General features: G+C 60.0%; 10 protein-coding genes and 1 pseudogene. 5 read left to right on the top strand and 6 right to left on the bottom strand.

Going from position 1 to position 16,412, the window contains the following annotated elements; genetic code table 11:
• Positions 1-117: 117 nt before the first annotated feature.
• Together hrpA and ACYZUC_RS12790 are read left to right on the top strand one after the other, a co-directional pair.
• Positions 118-4,029 carry an ATP-dependent RNA helicase HrpA gene (gene hrpA, locus ACYZUC_RS12795; RefSeq protein WP_461996088.1) on the top strand — a complete coding sequence of 1,304 codons (3,912 nt, stop codon included), beginning with the start codon at positions 118-120 and terminating at the stop codon, positions 4,027-4,029.
• A gap of 317 nt (positions 4,030-4,346) precedes the next feature.
• The gene (locus tag ACYZUC_RS12790) at positions 4,347-5,468 is read left to right on the top strand and encodes a beta-ketoacyl-ACP synthase III (RefSeq protein ID WP_461996086.1); all 1,122 of its coding nucleotides are present in this window, start codon (positions 4,347-4,349) and stop codon (positions 5,466-5,468) included.
• A 164-nt stretch (positions 5,469-5,632) separates the two neighbouring features.
• Here the strand turns inward: ACYZUC_RS12790 and ACYZUC_RS12785 are convergent, their stop codons facing one another.
• Positions 5,633-6,973, bottom strand: a complete 1,341-nt coding sequence (locus tag ACYZUC_RS12785) for a putative porin (protein WP_461996085.1) — start codon at positions 6,971-6,973, stop codon at positions 5,633-5,635.
• Positions 6,974-7,255: 282 nt separating this feature from the next.
• On the opposite strand from ACYZUC_RS12785, the gene ACYZUC_RS12780 reads away from it, so the two are divergent.
• Complete coding sequence (locus tag ACYZUC_RS12780) at positions 7,256-8,380, top strand: GNAT family N-acetyltransferase (protein ID WP_192225936.1); 1,125 nt, start codon at positions 7,256-7,258, stop codon at positions 8,378-8,380.
• A gap of 15 nt (positions 8,381-8,395) precedes the next feature.
• Here ACYZUC_RS12780 and aqpZ read toward each other — a convergent pair whose 3' ends face one another.
• The 5 genes and pseudogenes from aqpZ to ACYZUC_RS12755 all read right to left on the bottom strand — a co-directional run bounded on the left by aqpZ (position 8,396) and on the right by ACYZUC_RS12755 (position 14,910).
• Complete coding sequence (aqpZ, locus tag ACYZUC_RS12775; RefSeq protein WP_461996084.1) at positions 8,396-9,091, bottom strand: aquaporin Z; 696 nt, start codon at positions 9,089-9,091, stop codon at positions 8,396-8,398.
• A 1,585-nt stretch (positions 9,092-10,676) separates the two neighbouring features.
• The gene (locus ACYZUC_RS12770; protein WP_461996082.1) at positions 10,677-12,509 is read right to left on the bottom strand and encodes an ABC transporter ATP-binding protein; all 1,833 of its coding nucleotides are present in this window, start codon (positions 12,507-12,509) and stop codon (positions 10,677-10,679) included.
• A 90-nt stretch (positions 12,510-12,599) separates the two neighbouring features.
• Entirely contained in the window at positions 12,600-13,163 is a 564-nt protein-coding gene (locus tag ACYZUC_RS12765; RefSeq protein WP_008034295.1) for a peptidylprolyl isomerase A, read from the bottom strand.
• Between the two features lie 3 nt (positions 13,164-13,166).
• Positions 13,167-13,972: pseudogene (locus tag ACYZUC_RS12760) on the bottom strand (alpha/beta fold hydrolase).
• Positions 13,973-13,986: 14 nt separating this feature from the next.
• Positions 13,987-14,910: a LysR family transcriptional regulator gene (locus ACYZUC_RS12755; protein ID WP_008034291.1), complete on the bottom strand. Its 924-nt coding sequence runs from the start codon at positions 14,908-14,910 to the stop codon at positions 13,987-13,989.
• A 49-nt stretch (positions 14,911-14,959) separates the two neighbouring features.
• Here ACYZUC_RS12755 and ACYZUC_RS12750 point away from each other — a divergent pair, with 49 nt between their 5' ends.
• Positions 14,960-15,274, top strand: a complete 315-nt coding sequence (locus ACYZUC_RS12750; protein ID WP_461996080.1) for a 3-phosphoglycerate kinase — start codon at positions 14,960-14,962, stop codon at positions 15,272-15,274.
• Positions 15,275-15,503: 229 nt separating this feature from the next.
• Positions 15,504-16,103, top strand: a complete 600-nt coding sequence (locus ACYZUC_RS12745; RefSeq protein WP_008034287.1) for an FMN-dependent NADH-azoreductase — start codon at positions 15,504-15,506, stop codon at positions 16,101-16,103.
• Positions 16,104-16,412: the final 309 nt, after the last annotated feature.

The raw sequence follows: 16,412 nt of genomic DNA, 5'->3' as shown, positions 1-16,412 counted from the left end.
GATAGCGGACTCACTGACGCCATCGCCGGCAAGCCGGCTCCTACAAGGGATCTCGTTCGCCCCTTAAATCTGCGACAATCCGCCCCCTGCGCCACTAGACGACTTATTGCGTACCTGATGACTGACGAATCGCCTTCACTCGACAAACTGCTGAAAAACCTCGATCACGCCATGCTCGCCGACCGCCACCGGCTGCGTCGGCAGTTGCTTGAGCTGCGCAAGAAACCCGACGAAGCCAAGCTGGCCCAGTGGGTGGCGCGCATGCAGGCGTCCTGTGATCAGGTGTTGGCGCGACGTGCCAGCCTGCCAGTGATTCGTTACGACGACAGCCTGCCCATCGCCGCCAAGCGCGATGAAATCAAGGAAGCGCTGCTCAAACATCAGGTGCTGATCATCGCCGGCGAAACCGGCTCGGGTAAAACCACCCAGCTGCCGAAGATCTGCCTGGAAATCGGTCGCGGCCAGCACGGTCTGATCGGCCACACCCAGCCGCGTCGAATTGCGGCGCGCAGCGTGGCGAGCCGGGTTGCCGAAGAATTGGCTACGCCGTTGGGCGCGCTGGTCGGCTATCAGGTGCGGTTCGAGGATCAGAGCGATTCCAATACGCTGATCAAACTGATGACCGACGGTATCCTGCTGGCGGAAACCCAGAACGACCGCTACCTCGAACGCTACGACACCATCATCGTCGACGAAGCCCACGAACGCAGCCTCAACATCGACTTCCTGCTCGGTTACCTGAAAACCCTGCTGCCCCGTCGTCCGGACCTGAAAGTCATCATCACCTCGGCGACCATCGACCTGGAGCGTTTCTCCAAGCACTTCGACGATGCGCCCATCGTTGAGGTCTCCGGCCGTACCTTCCCGGTGGAAACCTGGTATCGCCCGCTGACCCTGGAACAGGATGAAGAGGGTAACCGCGTCGAGGATGACCTGACCGTGGATCAGGCGATCCTCGCCACCCTCGACGAAATCGCCGCGTTCGAACGCAGCGAGCGCAAGAGCCCCGGCGACGTGCTGGTGTTCCTGCCCGGTGAGCGCGAGATTCGCGACGCCGCCGACATGCTGCGCAAGGCGCAACTCAAACACACCGAAATCCTGCCGTTGTACGCACGCTTGTCGCCGGCCGAACAGCAGCGTATTTTTCAGTCGCACCCGGGGCGTCGCGTGGTGCTGGCGACCAACGTCGCCGAAACGTCGCTGACCGTGCCGGGCATTCGTTACGTGATCGACAGCGGCACCGCGCGCATCAGCCGTTACAGCTACCGCGCCAAGGTCCAGCGCCTGCCCATCGAAGCAATTTCCCAGGCCAGCGCCAACCAGCGTAAAGGTCGATGCGGTCGGGTTGAGCCAGGCATTTGCGTACGGCTGTTCAGCGAAGAAGACTTCATCGGCCGCCCGGAATTTACCGACCCGGAAATTCTGCGGACCAACCTCGCGGCGGTGATTTTGCAGATGCTGCATCTGCGCCTCGGCGAGATCACCGATTTCCCGTTTATCGAGCCACCCGATGGCAAGGCAATCAGCGACGGTTTCAACCTGCTGCAAGAGCTGTCGGCGGTGGACCGCAACAGCCAGCTGACCCCGCTGGGTCGCCAATTGGCGCGCCTGCCGGTGGACCCGCGCATGGGCCGCATGCTGCTGGAAGCGGCGAAACTCGGCAGCTTGCAGGAAGTGCTGATCGTCGCCAGCGCCATGTCGATTCAAGACCCGCGCGAGCGTCCGCCGGAACGTCAGCAAGCGGCGGATCAGGCGCATGCGCAATGGAAAGACGTGGATTCGGACTTCGCCGGGCTGGTCAATCTGTGGCGTGGTTTTGAAGAGCAACGCCAGGCGCTGACGGCCAGTCCGTTGCGTAACTGGTGCCGCAAGAATTTCCTCAACTACCTGCGGTTGCGCGAGTGGCGCGACTCGCACCGTCAGTTGAGCCTGATCTGCCGCGACATGCAGCTGAGCCTGAACAAAGAGCCGGCGGATTATCCGAAGCTGCACAAAGCCGTGCTCTCGGGCCTGCTCAGCCAGATCGGGCAGAAAACCGATGAAGGCGATTACCTCGGCGCCCGCCAGCGGCGGTTCTGGATTCACCCGTCATCGGGCCTTGGTAAAAAGCGCCCGCAATGGCTGATGACCGCCGAACTGGTGGAAACCACCAAGCTCTACGCGCGCATGGTCGCGAAGATCGACGCCGACTGGATCGAGCCGCTCGCCGGGCACCTGATCAAGAAAAACCACTTCGAACCCCATTGGGAGAAGAAGCGCGGGCAGGTCGTGGCGTTTGAGCAGATCACCTTGTTCGGGCTGATCGTGGTCGGTCGCCGGCCGGTGCATTACGGGCCGATCGATCCGGTGGTGTCCCGTGAGTTTTTCATTCGCGAAGGCCTGGTGCGCGGCGAGATTCAATCCAAAGCCAAGTGCCTGACGGCCAACCAGCAACTGCTGGAACAGCTCGACGAGCTGGAAGCCAAGGCCCGCCGTCGCGACATTCTGGCCGATGAAGAAACCCTGTTCGCCTTCTACGATGCGCGCCTGCCGGCGGAGATCCATCAGACCGCGACCTTCGACAGCTGGTATCGGGTCAACAGCCAGAAAGACCCGCAACTGCTGATCATGCGCGAAGAAGACGTGTTGGCCCGCGAGGCCAGTGAAGTCACCGCGCTGCATTACCCGGACACCTTGCACATCGGCGACCTGGAACTGTCATTGAGTTACCACTTCGAACCGAACCACCCGCGTGACGGCGTGACCCTGCGCGTGCCCGCGCCGCTGTTGCCGATGCTGCCGCCGGAACGTCTGGAGTGGCTGGTGCCCGGCGTGATCGAGGCCAAGTGCATTGCCTTGGTGCGCAACCTGCCCAAGGCGTTGCGCAAGAATTTCGTGCCGGTGCCGGACTTCGTCAAAGCCGCGTTGCAGCGCATGACCTTTGCCGAGGGTTCGTTGCCTCAGGCATTGGGTCGCGAGTTGCTGCGCATGACCGGTGCGCGGGTCAGAGATGAAGCGTGGGCCGAAGCGGCGCAGCAGGTCGAAAATCACCTGCGGATGAACCTGGAAATCGTCGATGGCCAGGGCAAGTTCCTCGGCGAAGGACGAGATCTGGCGGAGCTCACCGCGCGATTCGCTGAAGCCAGCCAGGCGGCACTGGCCGTCCCGCAAACGGCAAAAAGTCAGCAGCCGGTGGAGGCGAAAGTCTTCGCCGCCGTGGCGGAAAAGACCCAACAGAAGATCGCCGGGTTGTCGATGACGGTGTATCCGGCGCTGGTCGAAGAGGCCGGCACGGTCAAGGAAGGGCGTTTCTCGACACCGGCCGAAGCCGAGTTTCAGCATCGCCGCGCGTTGCAGCGCTTGCTGATGCAACAACTGGCGGAACCGGCGAAGTTCCTGCGCGGCAAGTTGCCGGGCCTGACTGAGCTGGGCCTGATGTACCGCGACATGGGCCGCGTCGACAGTCTGGTGGAAGACATTCTGCTGGCCAGTCTCGATAGCTGCATCCTCGACGGCGAAGACCCGTTGCCGCGTGATGGCGCCGGATTGGCGGCGCTGGCCGAACGCAAACGCGGCGGCTGGACCGAGCATGCCGAGCGTCTGGCGAAGCTGACCCTGGAAATTCTCAAGCTCTGGCACGGCCTGCAAAAACGCTTCAAGGGCAAGATCGATCTGGCGCAGGCCGTGGCGTTGAATGACATCAAGCAGCAGCTCAGTCATCTGGTGTATCCGGGTTTCGTTCGCGAAACGCCGATGCAGTGGCTCAAGGAACTGCCGCGTTACCTGAAAGCCATCGAGCAGCGCTTCGAGAAACTGGCTGCGCAGGTGCAGAAGGATCGGGTCTGGAGCGGTGAATTGTCCGGCCTCTGGACTCAATACCAGACCCGCGCCAATAAACACGCCCAGGAAGGCAAACGCGATCCGCAGCTTGAGCTCTATCGCTGGTGGCTGGAGGAATACCGGGTTTCGCTGTTCGCCCAGCAATTGGGGACGAAGGTGCCGATCTCCGACAAACGCCTGAACAAGCAATGGACCCAGGTCGAACCGTAAACCTGTAGGAGCCAGCTTGCTGGCGATGGCGTCATTGAAATCGCCATCGCCGGCAAGCCGGCTCCTACAGGTTCGTTAAACGGCGTTCCGATTGCGCGCATCGTGATGCCGTCTCATCTCGCAAAAGGCGCCAAACCCCAACGTTTATGGCAAACTTCGCGCCTATAAACGCCGGCCCCACGGTTTTGAGCCTCCACAGGTTCGGGCGGTTCGGAATAAAGCGATGCCAGGTGTGCTTTCCGTGACGGGAGCAGACCCTTTATGTATTGGTACGTCGGTGCCAATGCTTTCTGCCTGAACAGATTAGAGAAACGACCATGCATAACGTCGTCATCAGCGGCACCGGCCTGTACACCCCGGCCAACAGCATTTCCAACGAAGAGCTGGTGCAGTCTTTCAACGCTTACGTCGCGCAGTTCAACGCCGACAACGCCGACGCCATCGCCCGTGGCGAAGTCGAGGCATTGACCGAATCCAGCGCCGCGTTTATCGAAAAAGCCTCCGGTATCAAGAGCCGCTTCGTCATGGACAAGGACGGCATTCTCGACCCGCAACGCATGGCGCCACGCCTGCCGGAGCGCTCGAACGACGAGTGGTCGGTGCTTTGCCAGATGGCTATCGGCGCGGCCGAACAAGCCTTGCAGCGTGCCGGCAAAACCGCGGCGGACATCGACGGCGTGATCGTCGCTTGCTCCAACCTGCAACGCGCCTACCCGGCCATCGCCATCGAAGTCCAGGAAGCGCTGGGCATCCAGGGTTTTGGTTTCGACATGAACGTGGCCTGCTCTTCGGCGACCTTCGGCATTCAAGCGGCGGCCAACAGCGTGCAACTGGGTCAGGCCCGGGCAGTGCTGATGGTCAACCCGGAAGTCTGCACCGGTCACCTGAACTTCCGTGACCGCGACAGCCACTTCATCTTCGGCGACGCGGCCACTGCGGTGATCATCGAGCGAGCGGACCTGGCAACGTCCCAGTACCAATTCGACGTGGTCAGCACCAAGCTGCTGACCAAGTTCTCCAACAACATCCGCAACAACTTCGGCTTCCTCAACCGCGCAGCGGAAGAGGGCATCGGTGCCAAGGACAAACTGTTCGTGCAGGAAGGCCGCAAGGTGTTCAAGGAAGTCTGCCCGATGGTGGCCGAGCTGATCGGTGCGCACCTGGAAGAGAACCAGCTCAACGTCGGTGACGTGAAGCGCTTCTGGCTGCACCAGGCCAACCTCAGCATGAACCACTTGATCGTGAGGAAACTGCTGGGCCGCGAAGCCACCGAAGCAGAAGCCCCGGTGATTCTCGACACCTACGCCAACACCAGCTCTGCGGGCTCGGTGATTGCGTTTCACAAGAACCAGGATGATCTGGCTGCGGGTTCGCTGGCGGTGCTCAGCTCGTTCGGCGCCGGTTATTCGATTGGTAGTGTGATTCTGCGCAAGCGTTGAGTTGTCGCGGTAAATGAAAAGATCGCAGCCTGCGAAGGCTGCGATCTTTTTTTTGCATAAAAAAACTCGCGCTGCAGTATCGGACGGATGATGGGGACCGATACGGCAACGCGAGTTTGTAAAATCAACTCAGGCTTCCTTGCCCGAGTCGTATAGCGTGAAAATCAGAACTTGGCTTCGGCATCCAGTTGCAGGGTGTTGATGTTGGTGTCTTTGCGATTGACGCTGGCGGTGTTGCTGAAGTAGTCGGTCTTCGCCAGGAAGTAAGTCGCACCCAGGGTGAAGTTCTTGTCGAGCTCGTAACTCACTTTCAGCTTGCTGCCACGCGAACCGGTGAAACCGTTGGCGAAGTCAGAGTCGGTGAAGGCACCGACCACAGCGTTACGCTGTACGTCGCGGTAGTTGTAGTCCAGGCCAAAGCCGAAAACCTTGGTCTTGACACCGGCCAACCAGCCCATGTCTTGATCGTTGCTGGCGCTGTCGTTGTTGACGACTTGGCCGTACAGCGACAGCGGCATTGGAAGGCCACCGATGTCGAGCTGACCAAAACCTTCGTACAATTTGAACTCTTCACCCAAGGTGTTGCCGTTGGTGGCCAGTTGGCTTGGGTTGGTGGCTGTCGATGGTGGCGCGAGTTTCGGGCTGTCTTCGTCGTTGTCGTAGGCGTAAACGCTGCCGCCCAGGGTCATTTTCAGATTGTCAGTGATCGCGAAGCGTGCGCCCAACTGGCCAGCGTACAGACGCAGGTCGTGTTTGAACTGCACGCCCTCACCGTCAACGTTGTCCTTGAGGGTGTAGTGGCCGGCGCTACCGAACAGTTCGGTGCTGCCGCCCAGCGGGTATTTGTAGGCAACTGCCAGACCTTCCGGGCTGATGTCGCTATCCCAGATGATGTCGCCCATGCTTACCCATTGTTGTGGCATCTTGCCGCCAACGATGTGCAGGTTCTTGATGGCGTCAGGGTGGTAGTCGACGTAGCCTTGGTCCAACCAGATCGACTTCTTGTCGAAGTAGTTGTTCAGGTCCTGGTTGGTGGAGCGAGCGTCGTCGTTGCTGCCAGTGGCGATACGGATACCGGTGTCAACTTGTGGGTTGATTTCTGTGTAGGCACCCAGGCGGGCACGAACGCGCTGGCGACTCTGGTCGCCGGTGTTGGATACGCTGTCGTTGTGGATATTTTCCTGACGGAAACGCACGTCACCCTTGAACTGGGTCTTGGCAGCCCACGCCAGTTTCTGGTCGAAGGTGCTCAGTGCTTCGGTTTTCTTCGCGGTGGCCGCGATCTGCTCGTTAGTCTCTTGCTGAGCCTGACGGGCGATTTGCTGATCCTTCTGATCCCTGGCCAGTTCGGCTTGCAACTCGCTGTACTGCGCGTTGGTAATCGAACCGTTAGCCTTCAGCATGTCGAGCAGTTTGGCGTCGACTGCGGCGCTGGCCGGAACACTCATGGCCAGCAGCAGACCGCCACACAGGGCCGCCGCAGTTTTCGTGGAAGCAAGACGCATATCAATCTCCGAAGATGAGAGGGGATGACTTAGCCATCCAGGGCACAACCGACCGATGTCGGACGGAAAAAGTGATCGGGCTAGAACCCGACGCTCTAAAAACTGGCGCCAGTATCGCGATCGTTTATGACAAAGCAGTGGCAAAGTGATGGCGGCTCGATGACGATACAAAGTGCGAAGGAACTTTCTATTCCGGGCCCTGTCGGCGGATCACGAGTGTGGATTGCGCCTCGATAGGCGATACTCGCGAGGCTTTTACGCCAAGAAGTGGAGAGGGAAGTGATGCCGCTGCAACGCCTGGAACGTCTGTCCGAAATAGCCCCGCACACCTGGGATGCCCTGGTGCCGCAAACCCAGCCGTTTCTGCGCCACGCCTTTCTCAGTGCACTGGAAGACAGCGGCAGCGTCGGCGCGCATTCCGGTTGGCAGCCCGAGCATTTGTTGCACATGGATGGGGACCGGTTGATCGCCGCGCTGCCCAGTTACCGCAAATGGCATTCCTATGGCGAGTACGTGTTCGATCATGCCTGGGCCGATGCCTGCGAGCGTGCAGGCATCGACTATTACCCCAAACTGTTGACCGCCGTGCCGTTCAGCCCGGTCAGCGGACCGCGCTTGCTGGCGGCCTCGGTCGAGGACGGTTTCGAACTGCTGAAGAGTTTGCCGGGCTACCTCGAGATCGAAGAACTCTCCAGTGCGCACATCAATTTCACCGATCCGTTCACCGACGCGGCGCTGGCTGAACAACCCGGCTGGTTGCAGCGCATCGGCTGTCAGTACCACTGGCAAAATCGCGGTTATCGGGATTTTCAGGACTTCCTTGACGTCCTCAGTTCGCGCAAGCGCAAGCAGATGCGCAAAGAGCGCGAGCAAGTGGCGGGGCAGGGGTTTGATTTCGAGTGGCTGGAAGGCAAGCAACTGGATCAGGCGCAGTGGGATTTCGTTTACGCCTGTTACGCCAACACCTACGCGGTGCGCCGGCAACGGCCCTATCTGACGCGGGAATTTTTCAGTCTGTTGGCCGAGCGCATGCCGGAATCGATTCGCGTGGTCCTGGCCAAACAGGGCTCACGGCCGGTGGCCATGGCCTTCAGCCTGGTGGGTGGCGACAGTTTTTATGGGCGTTACTGGGGCTGTCTGGCGGAGTTCGATCGTCTGCATTTCGAGACGTGTTTCTATCAAGGGATGGACTACGCAATTGCCAACGGCTTTCAGCGTTTCGATGCCGGTGCTCAGGGTGAGCACAAACTGATTCGCGGGTTTGAACCGGTGATCACCCATTCCTGGCACTACTTGCGCCATCCCGGCTTGAAAGCCGCCGTCAAAGACTTCCTTCATCAGGAGCGTCTCGGCGTCCTGGCCTATGCCGAGGAAGCGAGGACCGCCTTGCCTTACCGACAAGACTGATCCTCTTCCATGGGGTCAAGTGCCTTCCTTGCCCAGCCACCGATAGGTCACACCACCGACCACCGCACCCAGCAACGGCGCGACCCAGAACATCCACAGTTGCGCGATCGCCCAGCCGCCGACAATCAGGGCCGGGCCGGTACTGCGGGCCGGGTTGACCGAGGTGTTGGTGATGGGAATCGAGATCAGGTGGATCAGTGTCAGGGCCAGGCCGATGGCGATCGGTGCCAGCCCGGCCGGCGCACGTTTGTCGGTGGCGCCGAGGATGATCAGCACAAACATCGCCGTCATCACCAGCTCACAGACAAAGCCTGCGGCCATCGAGTATTTGCCGGGGGAGTGTTCACCGTAGCCGTTGGAGGCCAGGCCGGCGGAGAGGTCGAAGCCTTCCTTGCCGCTGGCGATGTAGTAGATCAACGCGGCGGCAATGATCCCGCCGATGACCTGGGCGATGATGTAGGCGGGCAGTTCCTTGGCCGGGAATCGGCCCCCCACGAACAAACCGACCGATACGGCGGGGTTGAGATGGCAACCGGAGATATGGCCGATGGCGAAAGCCATGGTCAGTACGGTGAGACCAAACGCGATGGCCACACCGAGTACTCCGATCCCAAGCGGAGAAGACGCGGCCAGAACCGCACTGCCGCAACCCCCCAACACCAGCCAGAACGTACCTAACAACTCAGTGACTGAACGTTTGAACAGAGACATGAGAGCGTCCTTGATAGGTTTCCTATCGAGACTGTATCGAGTTATGCATCCTGCAGATTTACGACAGGCTCATCTCCAGAACCTTGGCTGAGTACAGCAGGGTTTTTCTGGAATTCCAGTTGGCTTGGAGCTGTTGGGGGCTGGGGTTGATGGGGTTTTGTGGGTTGGGGGTGGGGTTGGGGGCATATCCGTTTCTGCGGTAACGGCCACTTATGGTTTCGCTTTTACAGCGAGTCACTTGGAAGAGCCCCAAGTAACCAAGGGCTCTTGCCCCTGTCGTTCGGTGCCTCGCTGTGGCTCGGCATGCCCTCGCTCCGGTCCTGCTCCGTGGGCCCGCCGCGATCGGCCATCCATGGCCGTGCGCGGCTAACCCGGCATCCATGCCGGGTTGCCCACTGCGCAGAACCTGCGCTCGGCCTCTCGAGGGGGCGCTCAGATCAAAAGCTGAAGGCGAGCTAACGCTCGGCCTGATGAGTGGTGAAAATCAAAAGCGCACGCCGATCCCTTGTAGGAGCCGGCTTGCTGCGGGCGGCGTTCCGACGATGGCGTCCGTTCAGGCGATATATGCGTCGACTGACCCACCGCCATCGCCGGCAAGCCGGCTCCTACAGTTGATCGTATTTATCCAGACACATCTGCATTTCCCCTGTAGGAGCCAGCTTGCTGGCGATGGCGTCCTTTCAGGCGATAAATGCGTCGACTGACCCACCGCCATCGCCGGCAAGCCGGCTCCTACAGTTGATCGTGTACATTCCGAACACATACGCATTACCCCGTAGGAGCCAGCTTGCTGGCGATGGCGTCCTTTCAGGCGATAAATGCGTCGACTGACCCACCGCCATCGCCGGCAAGCCGGCTCCTACAGTTGATCGTGTACATTCCGAACACATACGCATTACCCCGTAGGAGCCAGCTTGCTGGCGATGGCGTCCTTTCAGGCGATATATGTGTCGCTGACCCACCGCTATCGCCAGCAAGCCGGCTCCTACAGTTGATCGTATTTATCCAGACACATCTGCATTTCCCTTGTAGGAGCCAGCTTGCTGGCGATGGCGTCCTTTCAGGCGATAAATGCGTCGACTGACCCACCGCCATCGCCGGCAAGCCGGCTCCTACAGTTGATCGTGTACATTCCGAACACATACGCATTACCCCGTAGGAGCCGGCTTGCTGGCGATGGCGTCCTTTCAGGCGATAAATGCGTCGACTGACCCACCGCTATCGCCAGCAAGCCGGCTCCTACAGGGAATCGCGTTTGCTTTCGCTTCTCACCACTCATCAGGCCGAGCGTTAGCTCGCCTTCCGCTTTTGATCTGGCTTTTGAGGTATACGCCCCCTCGAGAGGCCGAGTGGAGGTTCTGCGCAGTGGGCAACCCGGCAAGGATGCCGGGTTAGCCGCCCCCGGCCATGGATGGCCGATGGCGGCGGGCCCACGGAGCAGGACCGGAGCGAGGGCATGGCGAGCCTTAGCGAGCCACCGAACGAAAGGGGCAAGAGCCCTTGGTTACTTGGGGCTTTTCCAAGTGACTCGCCGTAAGGGCGAAACCAATAGCAGCCGTTACCGCTGCAACGGATATGCCCCCAATCAATCGATGCCAACAAACCCCCCAGTCTGATGCTGCCACAACCGCGCATACAACCCGCCATGCGCCAGCAGCTCAGCATGGGTCCCCGTCTCGGCAATCTTGCCTTTCTCAAGCACCACCAGCCGGTCCATCCGGGCGATGGTCGAAAGCCGGTGAGCAATGGCAATCACGGTTTTACCCTGCATCAGGGTTTCCAGACTTTCCTGAATCGCCGCTTCGACTTCCGAATCCAGCGCCGAAGTCGCTTCGTCCATGATCAGAATCGGCGCGTCCTTGAGCAGCACGCGAGCGATGGCGATCCGCTGACGCTGACCACCGGAGAGTTTCACCCCACGCTCACCGACATGCGCATCGAAACCGTTGCGCCCCTCGGCGTCCGAGAGCAACGGGATAAACTCGTCGGCCCGGGCCTTGTGCACCGCTTCCCAGAGTTCGGCATCGGTGGCGTCCGGTTTGCCATAGAGCAAATTGTCGCGGATCGAACGGTGCAGCAGCGATGTGTCCTGGGTGATCATGCCGATGCGCTCGCGCAGGCTTTCCTGGCCGACTTCGGCGATGTTCTGGCCGTCGATCAGGATCCGCCCGCCCTGCACGTCATAGAGGCGCAGCAGCAGGTTGACCAGGGTCGATTTGCCAGCGCCGGAGGGGCCGATCAAGCCGATTTTTTCACCGGGTTTGATCGTCAGGTTGAGGTCGCCAATGATCCCGCTCTTCTTGCCATAGTGAAAGTCCACGTGCTCGAAACGCACTTCGCCCCGGGCGACGGTCAGCGGTTTGGCCTCTGCGTGATCAGTGACGCTGACTGGTTGCGAAATGGTCTGCAAACCGTCCTGAACCATGCCGATGTTTTCGAAAATGCCGGTGACCACCCACATGATCCAGCCGGACATGTTGACGATCCGGATCACCAGGCCGGTGGCCAGCGCAATGGCGCCCACCGTGATCAGCGACTGCGTCCACAGCCACAACGCCAGACCGGTGGTGGTGACGATCAGCAAGCCGTTCATGCTGGTGATGACCACGTCCATGCTGGTGACCACGCGGCCAGCCAGTTGGGCTTTGACCGTCTGTTCTTCGATGGCTTCCTTGGCGTATTGCTGCTCGAAGTTAGTGTGGGCGAACAGCTTCAGCGTGGTGATGTTGGTGTAGCCGTCGACGATCCGGCCCATGAGCTTGGAACGCGCATCCGAAGACACCACGGAGCGCTCTTTCACCCGTGGCACGAAGTAGTAGAGGGCGCCGATGTAGGCAGCGATCCAGGTCAACAACGGGATCATCAGGCGCCAGTCGGCCTCGGCGAACAGCACCAGCGAACTGATCGCGTAGATCAGCACATGCCACAGCGCGTCCACCGCTTGCACGGCGGAATCGCGCAGCGAGTTGCCGGTCTGCATGATGCGTTGGGCGATGCGCCCGGCGAAGTCGTTCTGGAAGAAGTTCAGGCTCTGTTTGAGCACGTAACTGTGGTTTTGCCAGCGGATCATGCTGGTCATGCTCGGGCTCAGAGTCTGGTGCACCAGCAAGTCATGCAGCCCCACGAACACCGGGCGCAGGATCAGCGCCACGACGGCCATCCAGGCCAGTTCGATGCCGTGTTCCTTGAAGAAATTGACGTTCGGCGTGCCTTGGGCCAGGTCGATGATGCGGCTCAAGTAGCTGAACAGCGCCACTTCGATCAATGCACCGAACAGGCCGACGGTCAGCAGGGCGGCGAAACTCGGCCAGACCTGCTTCAGGTAATAGGTATAGAAGGGGAAAACACGGTCGGGCGGAGCCGCCGTCGGGGCGTCACGGAACACGTCAATCAATTGTTCAAAACGGCGATAAAGCATCGGTTCTCCGCCCGCGTGCGGGCTCTCCTTTAAACACTATGAGCGGCGCCGAATGCCGGCGGCCGCTCAACATCCCTGTGCCTGTGGATCTTAGTCGATGCGCTTGGCCGACTTGATCAGCACCGGGTCGATTGGCACGTTCTGCATGCCGCTTTTGGTGGTGGTCTGGGAGTTGACGATGATGTCCACCACGTCCATGCCCTTGACCACTTTGGCAAATACCGCGTAACCGGCGTCGCGACCCGGGTCGAGGAACGCATTGTCGGCGACGTTGATGAAGAACTGGCTGGTGGCCGAATCCGGGTTCGACGTACGCGCCATCGACAAGGTGCCGCGCACGTTATGCAGGCCGTTGCTGGCTTCGTTCTTGATCGGTGCCTTGGTGTCTTTTTGCGCCATCTGCGCAGTGAAACCGCCGCCCTGGGCCATGAAGCCCGGGATCACACGGTGGAAAATCGTGTTGTTGTAGAAGCCGCTGTCGACGTACTCAAGAAAGTTCTTGGTACTGATCGGCGCCTTGACCGGGTCCAGTTCGATTTCGATCTGGCCGTTGGTGGTTTCCAGCAAAACGTGTGGCGCCTTGGCGGGCGTAGCGGCCATCAGGTTGGCGGCAAACAGAACGGTGCCAGCGACGAGGGCGATTTTTTTCAGCATGGGTCAGTGATCCTGAGTGTGGTGGTGTCGACTGCGGTGAGAAACTCGAGCAGGGTTTGGTTGAAGCGTTCGGGTTGATCCAGCGGGGTGGCGTGACGCGAATCGGCGATCACCACCAGCCGCGCATCGGGCAGCAGTTTTACATAGTTCTCTTTCAGCGCGACCGGCGTGTAGTCCCGGTCGGCGCTGACAATGAGGGTTGGACAGGACACCCTGGAAAGTCGTTCCTGAACCCCCCAACCAACAATCGCGTCGAAGCTGGCGAGATAAGCATGTTTGTCGTTTTTTGCCCAGCGCTCGGCCATCTTTTGACGCAATTCGGCCTGTTCCGGCTTGGGAAACAGTTTGCCACCAAGGGCCTTGCCGATGGTGCCCAGGCTGAGTGCGCGCATCAGGCTCCAGCGCTTGAACCACTGCCAGTAATCGTCGCGGCTGCGCAATTTGACCTCGGGCGCACTGTTGACGATGCACAGGCTCTTGAGCAATTGCGGCTGATCCACCGCCAGTTGGAAGCCGATCATGCCGCCCATCGACAGGCCCACGTAATGTGCGGGGCCGAGGTTCAGATGTTCGATCAGGGCGACCAGGTCGGCGCTGAACCCGGCGATGCTGTAGCGCTCGCGGGGTTTGTCGGAGCGACCGTGGCCGCGCACATCCGGGACGATCACCCGGTAGCGGGTCGCCAATGCCGGAATCTGTTTTTCCCAGTCCAGGGTGCTGGAACCGAGCCCGTGAACCAGCAGCAACGGCGTGCCGTGGCCATATTCCTCATAGTGCAGGTTGCAACCTTCGTGTTCGAAATAGGCCATGCGATCACTCCGTGTCAGGCTTGTTCTGGGGCAGCGAAGGGCGCATCCAGCGGCGCGGTGTCGAAGGTGCGCAGCAGTTCGATGAGGATTTGCGTGGCCGGGCCCAAGGGTTTTTCCTTGTTTGAATACAGGTAGAAACTCGGGTTCCGGCTACCGCCCTGATCCAACGGTAGCAGCTTGAGCGTCCCTTCCTTCAATTCGCGTTCGATCATGTGCCGTGGCAACCAGGCAAATCCCAGGCCGCTGCTGACAAACGTCGCGGCGGTGGCCAGGCTGCCGACGGTCCAGCGCTGTTCGGCGCCAAGCCAGCCGACGTCGCGTGGCTGTTGACGGCCGGAGTCGCGGATCACCACTTGCATCTGGCTTTCCAGGTCCTGGAAATTCAATTCACGGTTCAATCGATGCAGGGCGTGCTCAGGGTGGGCGACGGCGACGAATTCGACGTCGCTCAACTCCGCGCCCAGATAGCCGGGAATACTGAACCCGGTGATCGCCAGATCGGCCACGCCTTCGAGCAGGACTTCTTCCACGCCCGACAATACTTCTTCGCGCAGACGCACGCGGCAGCCACGGCTTTGCGGCATGAACGCGGTCAAGGCGCGGACGAGGCGGGCGCTGGGGTAGGCGGCGTCGACCACCAAACGCACTTCCGCTTCCCAGCCTTGTTCCATGTGATGCGCCAGGTCTTCCAGTTGGCTGGCCTGTTTCACCAGTTGCCGCGAGCGACGCAGCAAGACGCCGCCGGCCTCGGTCAGCACCGCCTTGCGGCCGTCGATACGCAGCAATGGCACGCCGAGTTGATCCTGCATGCGCGCCACGGTGTAGCTGACCGACGATTGCGAGCGGTGCAGCGCTTCGGCGGCCTGGGCGAAACCGCCGTGGTCGACCACGGCCTGTAACGTTCGCCATTGATCAAGGGTCACGCGGGGCGCTTTCATCTTGAGCTCCTCTTGTCCTAAGCTGGCGGTCCTTATTGGAGACTGCCGAATGAAAAAATTCTGTTGTGTGGTGCTGGCGATGTTGCCGTTGACTGCGTTTGCCTACCCTATCGATGTACAAAAACAGCTGAACGGCCTGGACATCGACTACAACGCGTACGACACGGATACCGACATCGCCTCCATTCAAGTCAACAACTTCGGCAGCACCGATGCAGTCTGTAAGGTGGTTTTCAATAACGGTCCGGAAGCGCCGCGCACCCGCAATATCGAAGTGGCTGCCGGCAAGCACAAAAATGCCACTGCCAAGTTCAACCGGACCATCATCAAGATGCGTATCGACCTGAGCTGCACCCCCAAATAACAGCGAGATCCTGTGGGAGCGGGCTTGCTCGCGAAAGCGGTGTATCAGTCGACATATTGGTTGAATGACACACCGCTTTCGCGAGCAAGCCCGCTCCCACATGTCATGCTCAGCTTATAAACGAATTTATTGATGGGTTATAGCAGTTATTTGCGCTTTTTCATCGATATGACTCTGTTTAACCTTCACTCCATCGACTTACAGCATTCTCAGATGGAGGCTACATCCCATGTCCCGCGTTCTGATCATCGAAAGCAGCGCCCGTCAGCAAGACTCGGTTTCGCGTCAACTGACCCAGACCTTCATCAGCCAGTGGAAAACCGCTCACCCGAACGACCAGATCACCGTCCGTGACCTGGCCGTCAACCCGGTGCCGCACCTGGACATCAACCTGCTGGGCGGCTGGATGAAACCCGCCGAGCAGCGCAATGACATCGAACAGGCTTCCCTGGAGCGCTCCAACCAGTTGACCGATGAATTGCTGGCCGCCGACGTATTGGTCATGGCCGCACCGATGTACAACTTCGCGATCCCCAGCACGCTGAAAGCCTGGCTCGACCACGTGCTGCGAGCCGGTGTGACCTTCAAATACACCGACACCGGCCCGCAAGGCCTGCTCAGCGGCAAACGCGCTTACGTGCTGACCGCTCGTGGCGGGATCTACGCCGGCAGCACCGCGGATCATCAGGAACCGTACCTGCGTCAGGTCATGGGTTTCATCGGAATCCATGATGTGACCTTCATCCACGCCGAAGGCATGAACCTGGGCGGTGACTTCCAGGAGAAGGGCCTGAACCAGGCCAACGCCAAGCTTTCCCAAGTGGCCTGAGGCTTTAATCGCCAGATAATCGCTGGATGGTCTAGTGACCTGGCGCAACCCTTCAAGCCTGTACGCGCATCGACCTCCCTTTGCACTTGTTGCTCCTGAGTGCTGTAGCCCGATTGAACGCTTTAGCGAGATCGGGCTTTTTTTTGCCTGCGATTTAGTGGTTTGCCACAAACCTGTAGGAGCGAAGCTTGCTCGCGAAGACGGTGTCACAGTCAACAGAGATAGCGGCTGACACACCGTCTTCGCGAGCAAGCTTCGCTCCTACAGGGATCTGTGTGTTCTCGCGGTCGCCGGCAAAACCCGCTATCG

Source organism: Pseudomonas sp. GT1P32 (assembly GCF_054897805.1).
The sequence above is the reverse complement of the archived record's forward strand: the minus strand, read 5'-3'. Positions and strand labels throughout refer to the sequence as shown.

What these genes read in the sequence shown, in the direction of transcription:
- hrpA (WP_461996088.1), top strand. Translation starts at nt 118, where the DNA reads ATGACTGACGAATCGCCTTCACTCGACAAACTGCTGAAAAACCTCGAT.
- ACYZUC_RS12790 (WP_461996086.1), top strand. Translation starts at nt 4,347, where the DNA reads ATGCATAACGTCGTCATCAGCGGCACCGGCCTGTACACCCCGGCCAAC.
- ACYZUC_RS12785 (WP_461996085.1), bottom strand. Translation starts at nt 6,973, where the DNA reads ATGCGTCTTGCTTCCACGAAAACTGCGGCGGCCCTGTGTGGCGGTCTG.
- ACYZUC_RS12780 (WP_192225936.1), top strand. Translation starts at nt 7,256, where the DNA reads ATGCCGCTGCAACGCCTGGAACGTCTGTCCGAAATAGCCCCGCACACC.
- aqpZ (WP_461996084.1), bottom strand. Translation starts at nt 9,091, where the DNA reads ATGTCTCTGTTCAAACGTTCAGTCACTGAGTTGTTAGGTACGTTCTGG.
- ACYZUC_RS12770 (WP_461996082.1), bottom strand. Translation starts at nt 12,509, where the DNA reads ATGCTTTATCGCCGTTTTGAACAATTGATTGACGTGTTCCGTGACGCC.
- ACYZUC_RS12765 (WP_008034295.1), bottom strand. Translation starts at nt 13,163, where the DNA reads ATGCTGAAAAAAATCGCCCTCGTCGCTGGCACCGTTCTGTTTGCCGCC.
- ACYZUC_RS12755 (WP_008034291.1), bottom strand. Translation starts at nt 14,910, where the DNA reads ATGAAAGCGCCCCGCGTGACCCTTGATCAATGGCGAACGTTACAGGCC.
- ACYZUC_RS12750 (WP_461996080.1), top strand. Translation starts at nt 14,960, where the DNA reads ATGAAAAAATTCTGTTGTGTGGTGCTGGCGATGTTGCCGTTGACTGCG.
- ACYZUC_RS12745 (WP_008034287.1), top strand. Translation starts at nt 15,504, where the DNA reads ATGTCCCGCGTTCTGATCATCGAAAGCAGCGCCCGTCAGCAAGACTCG.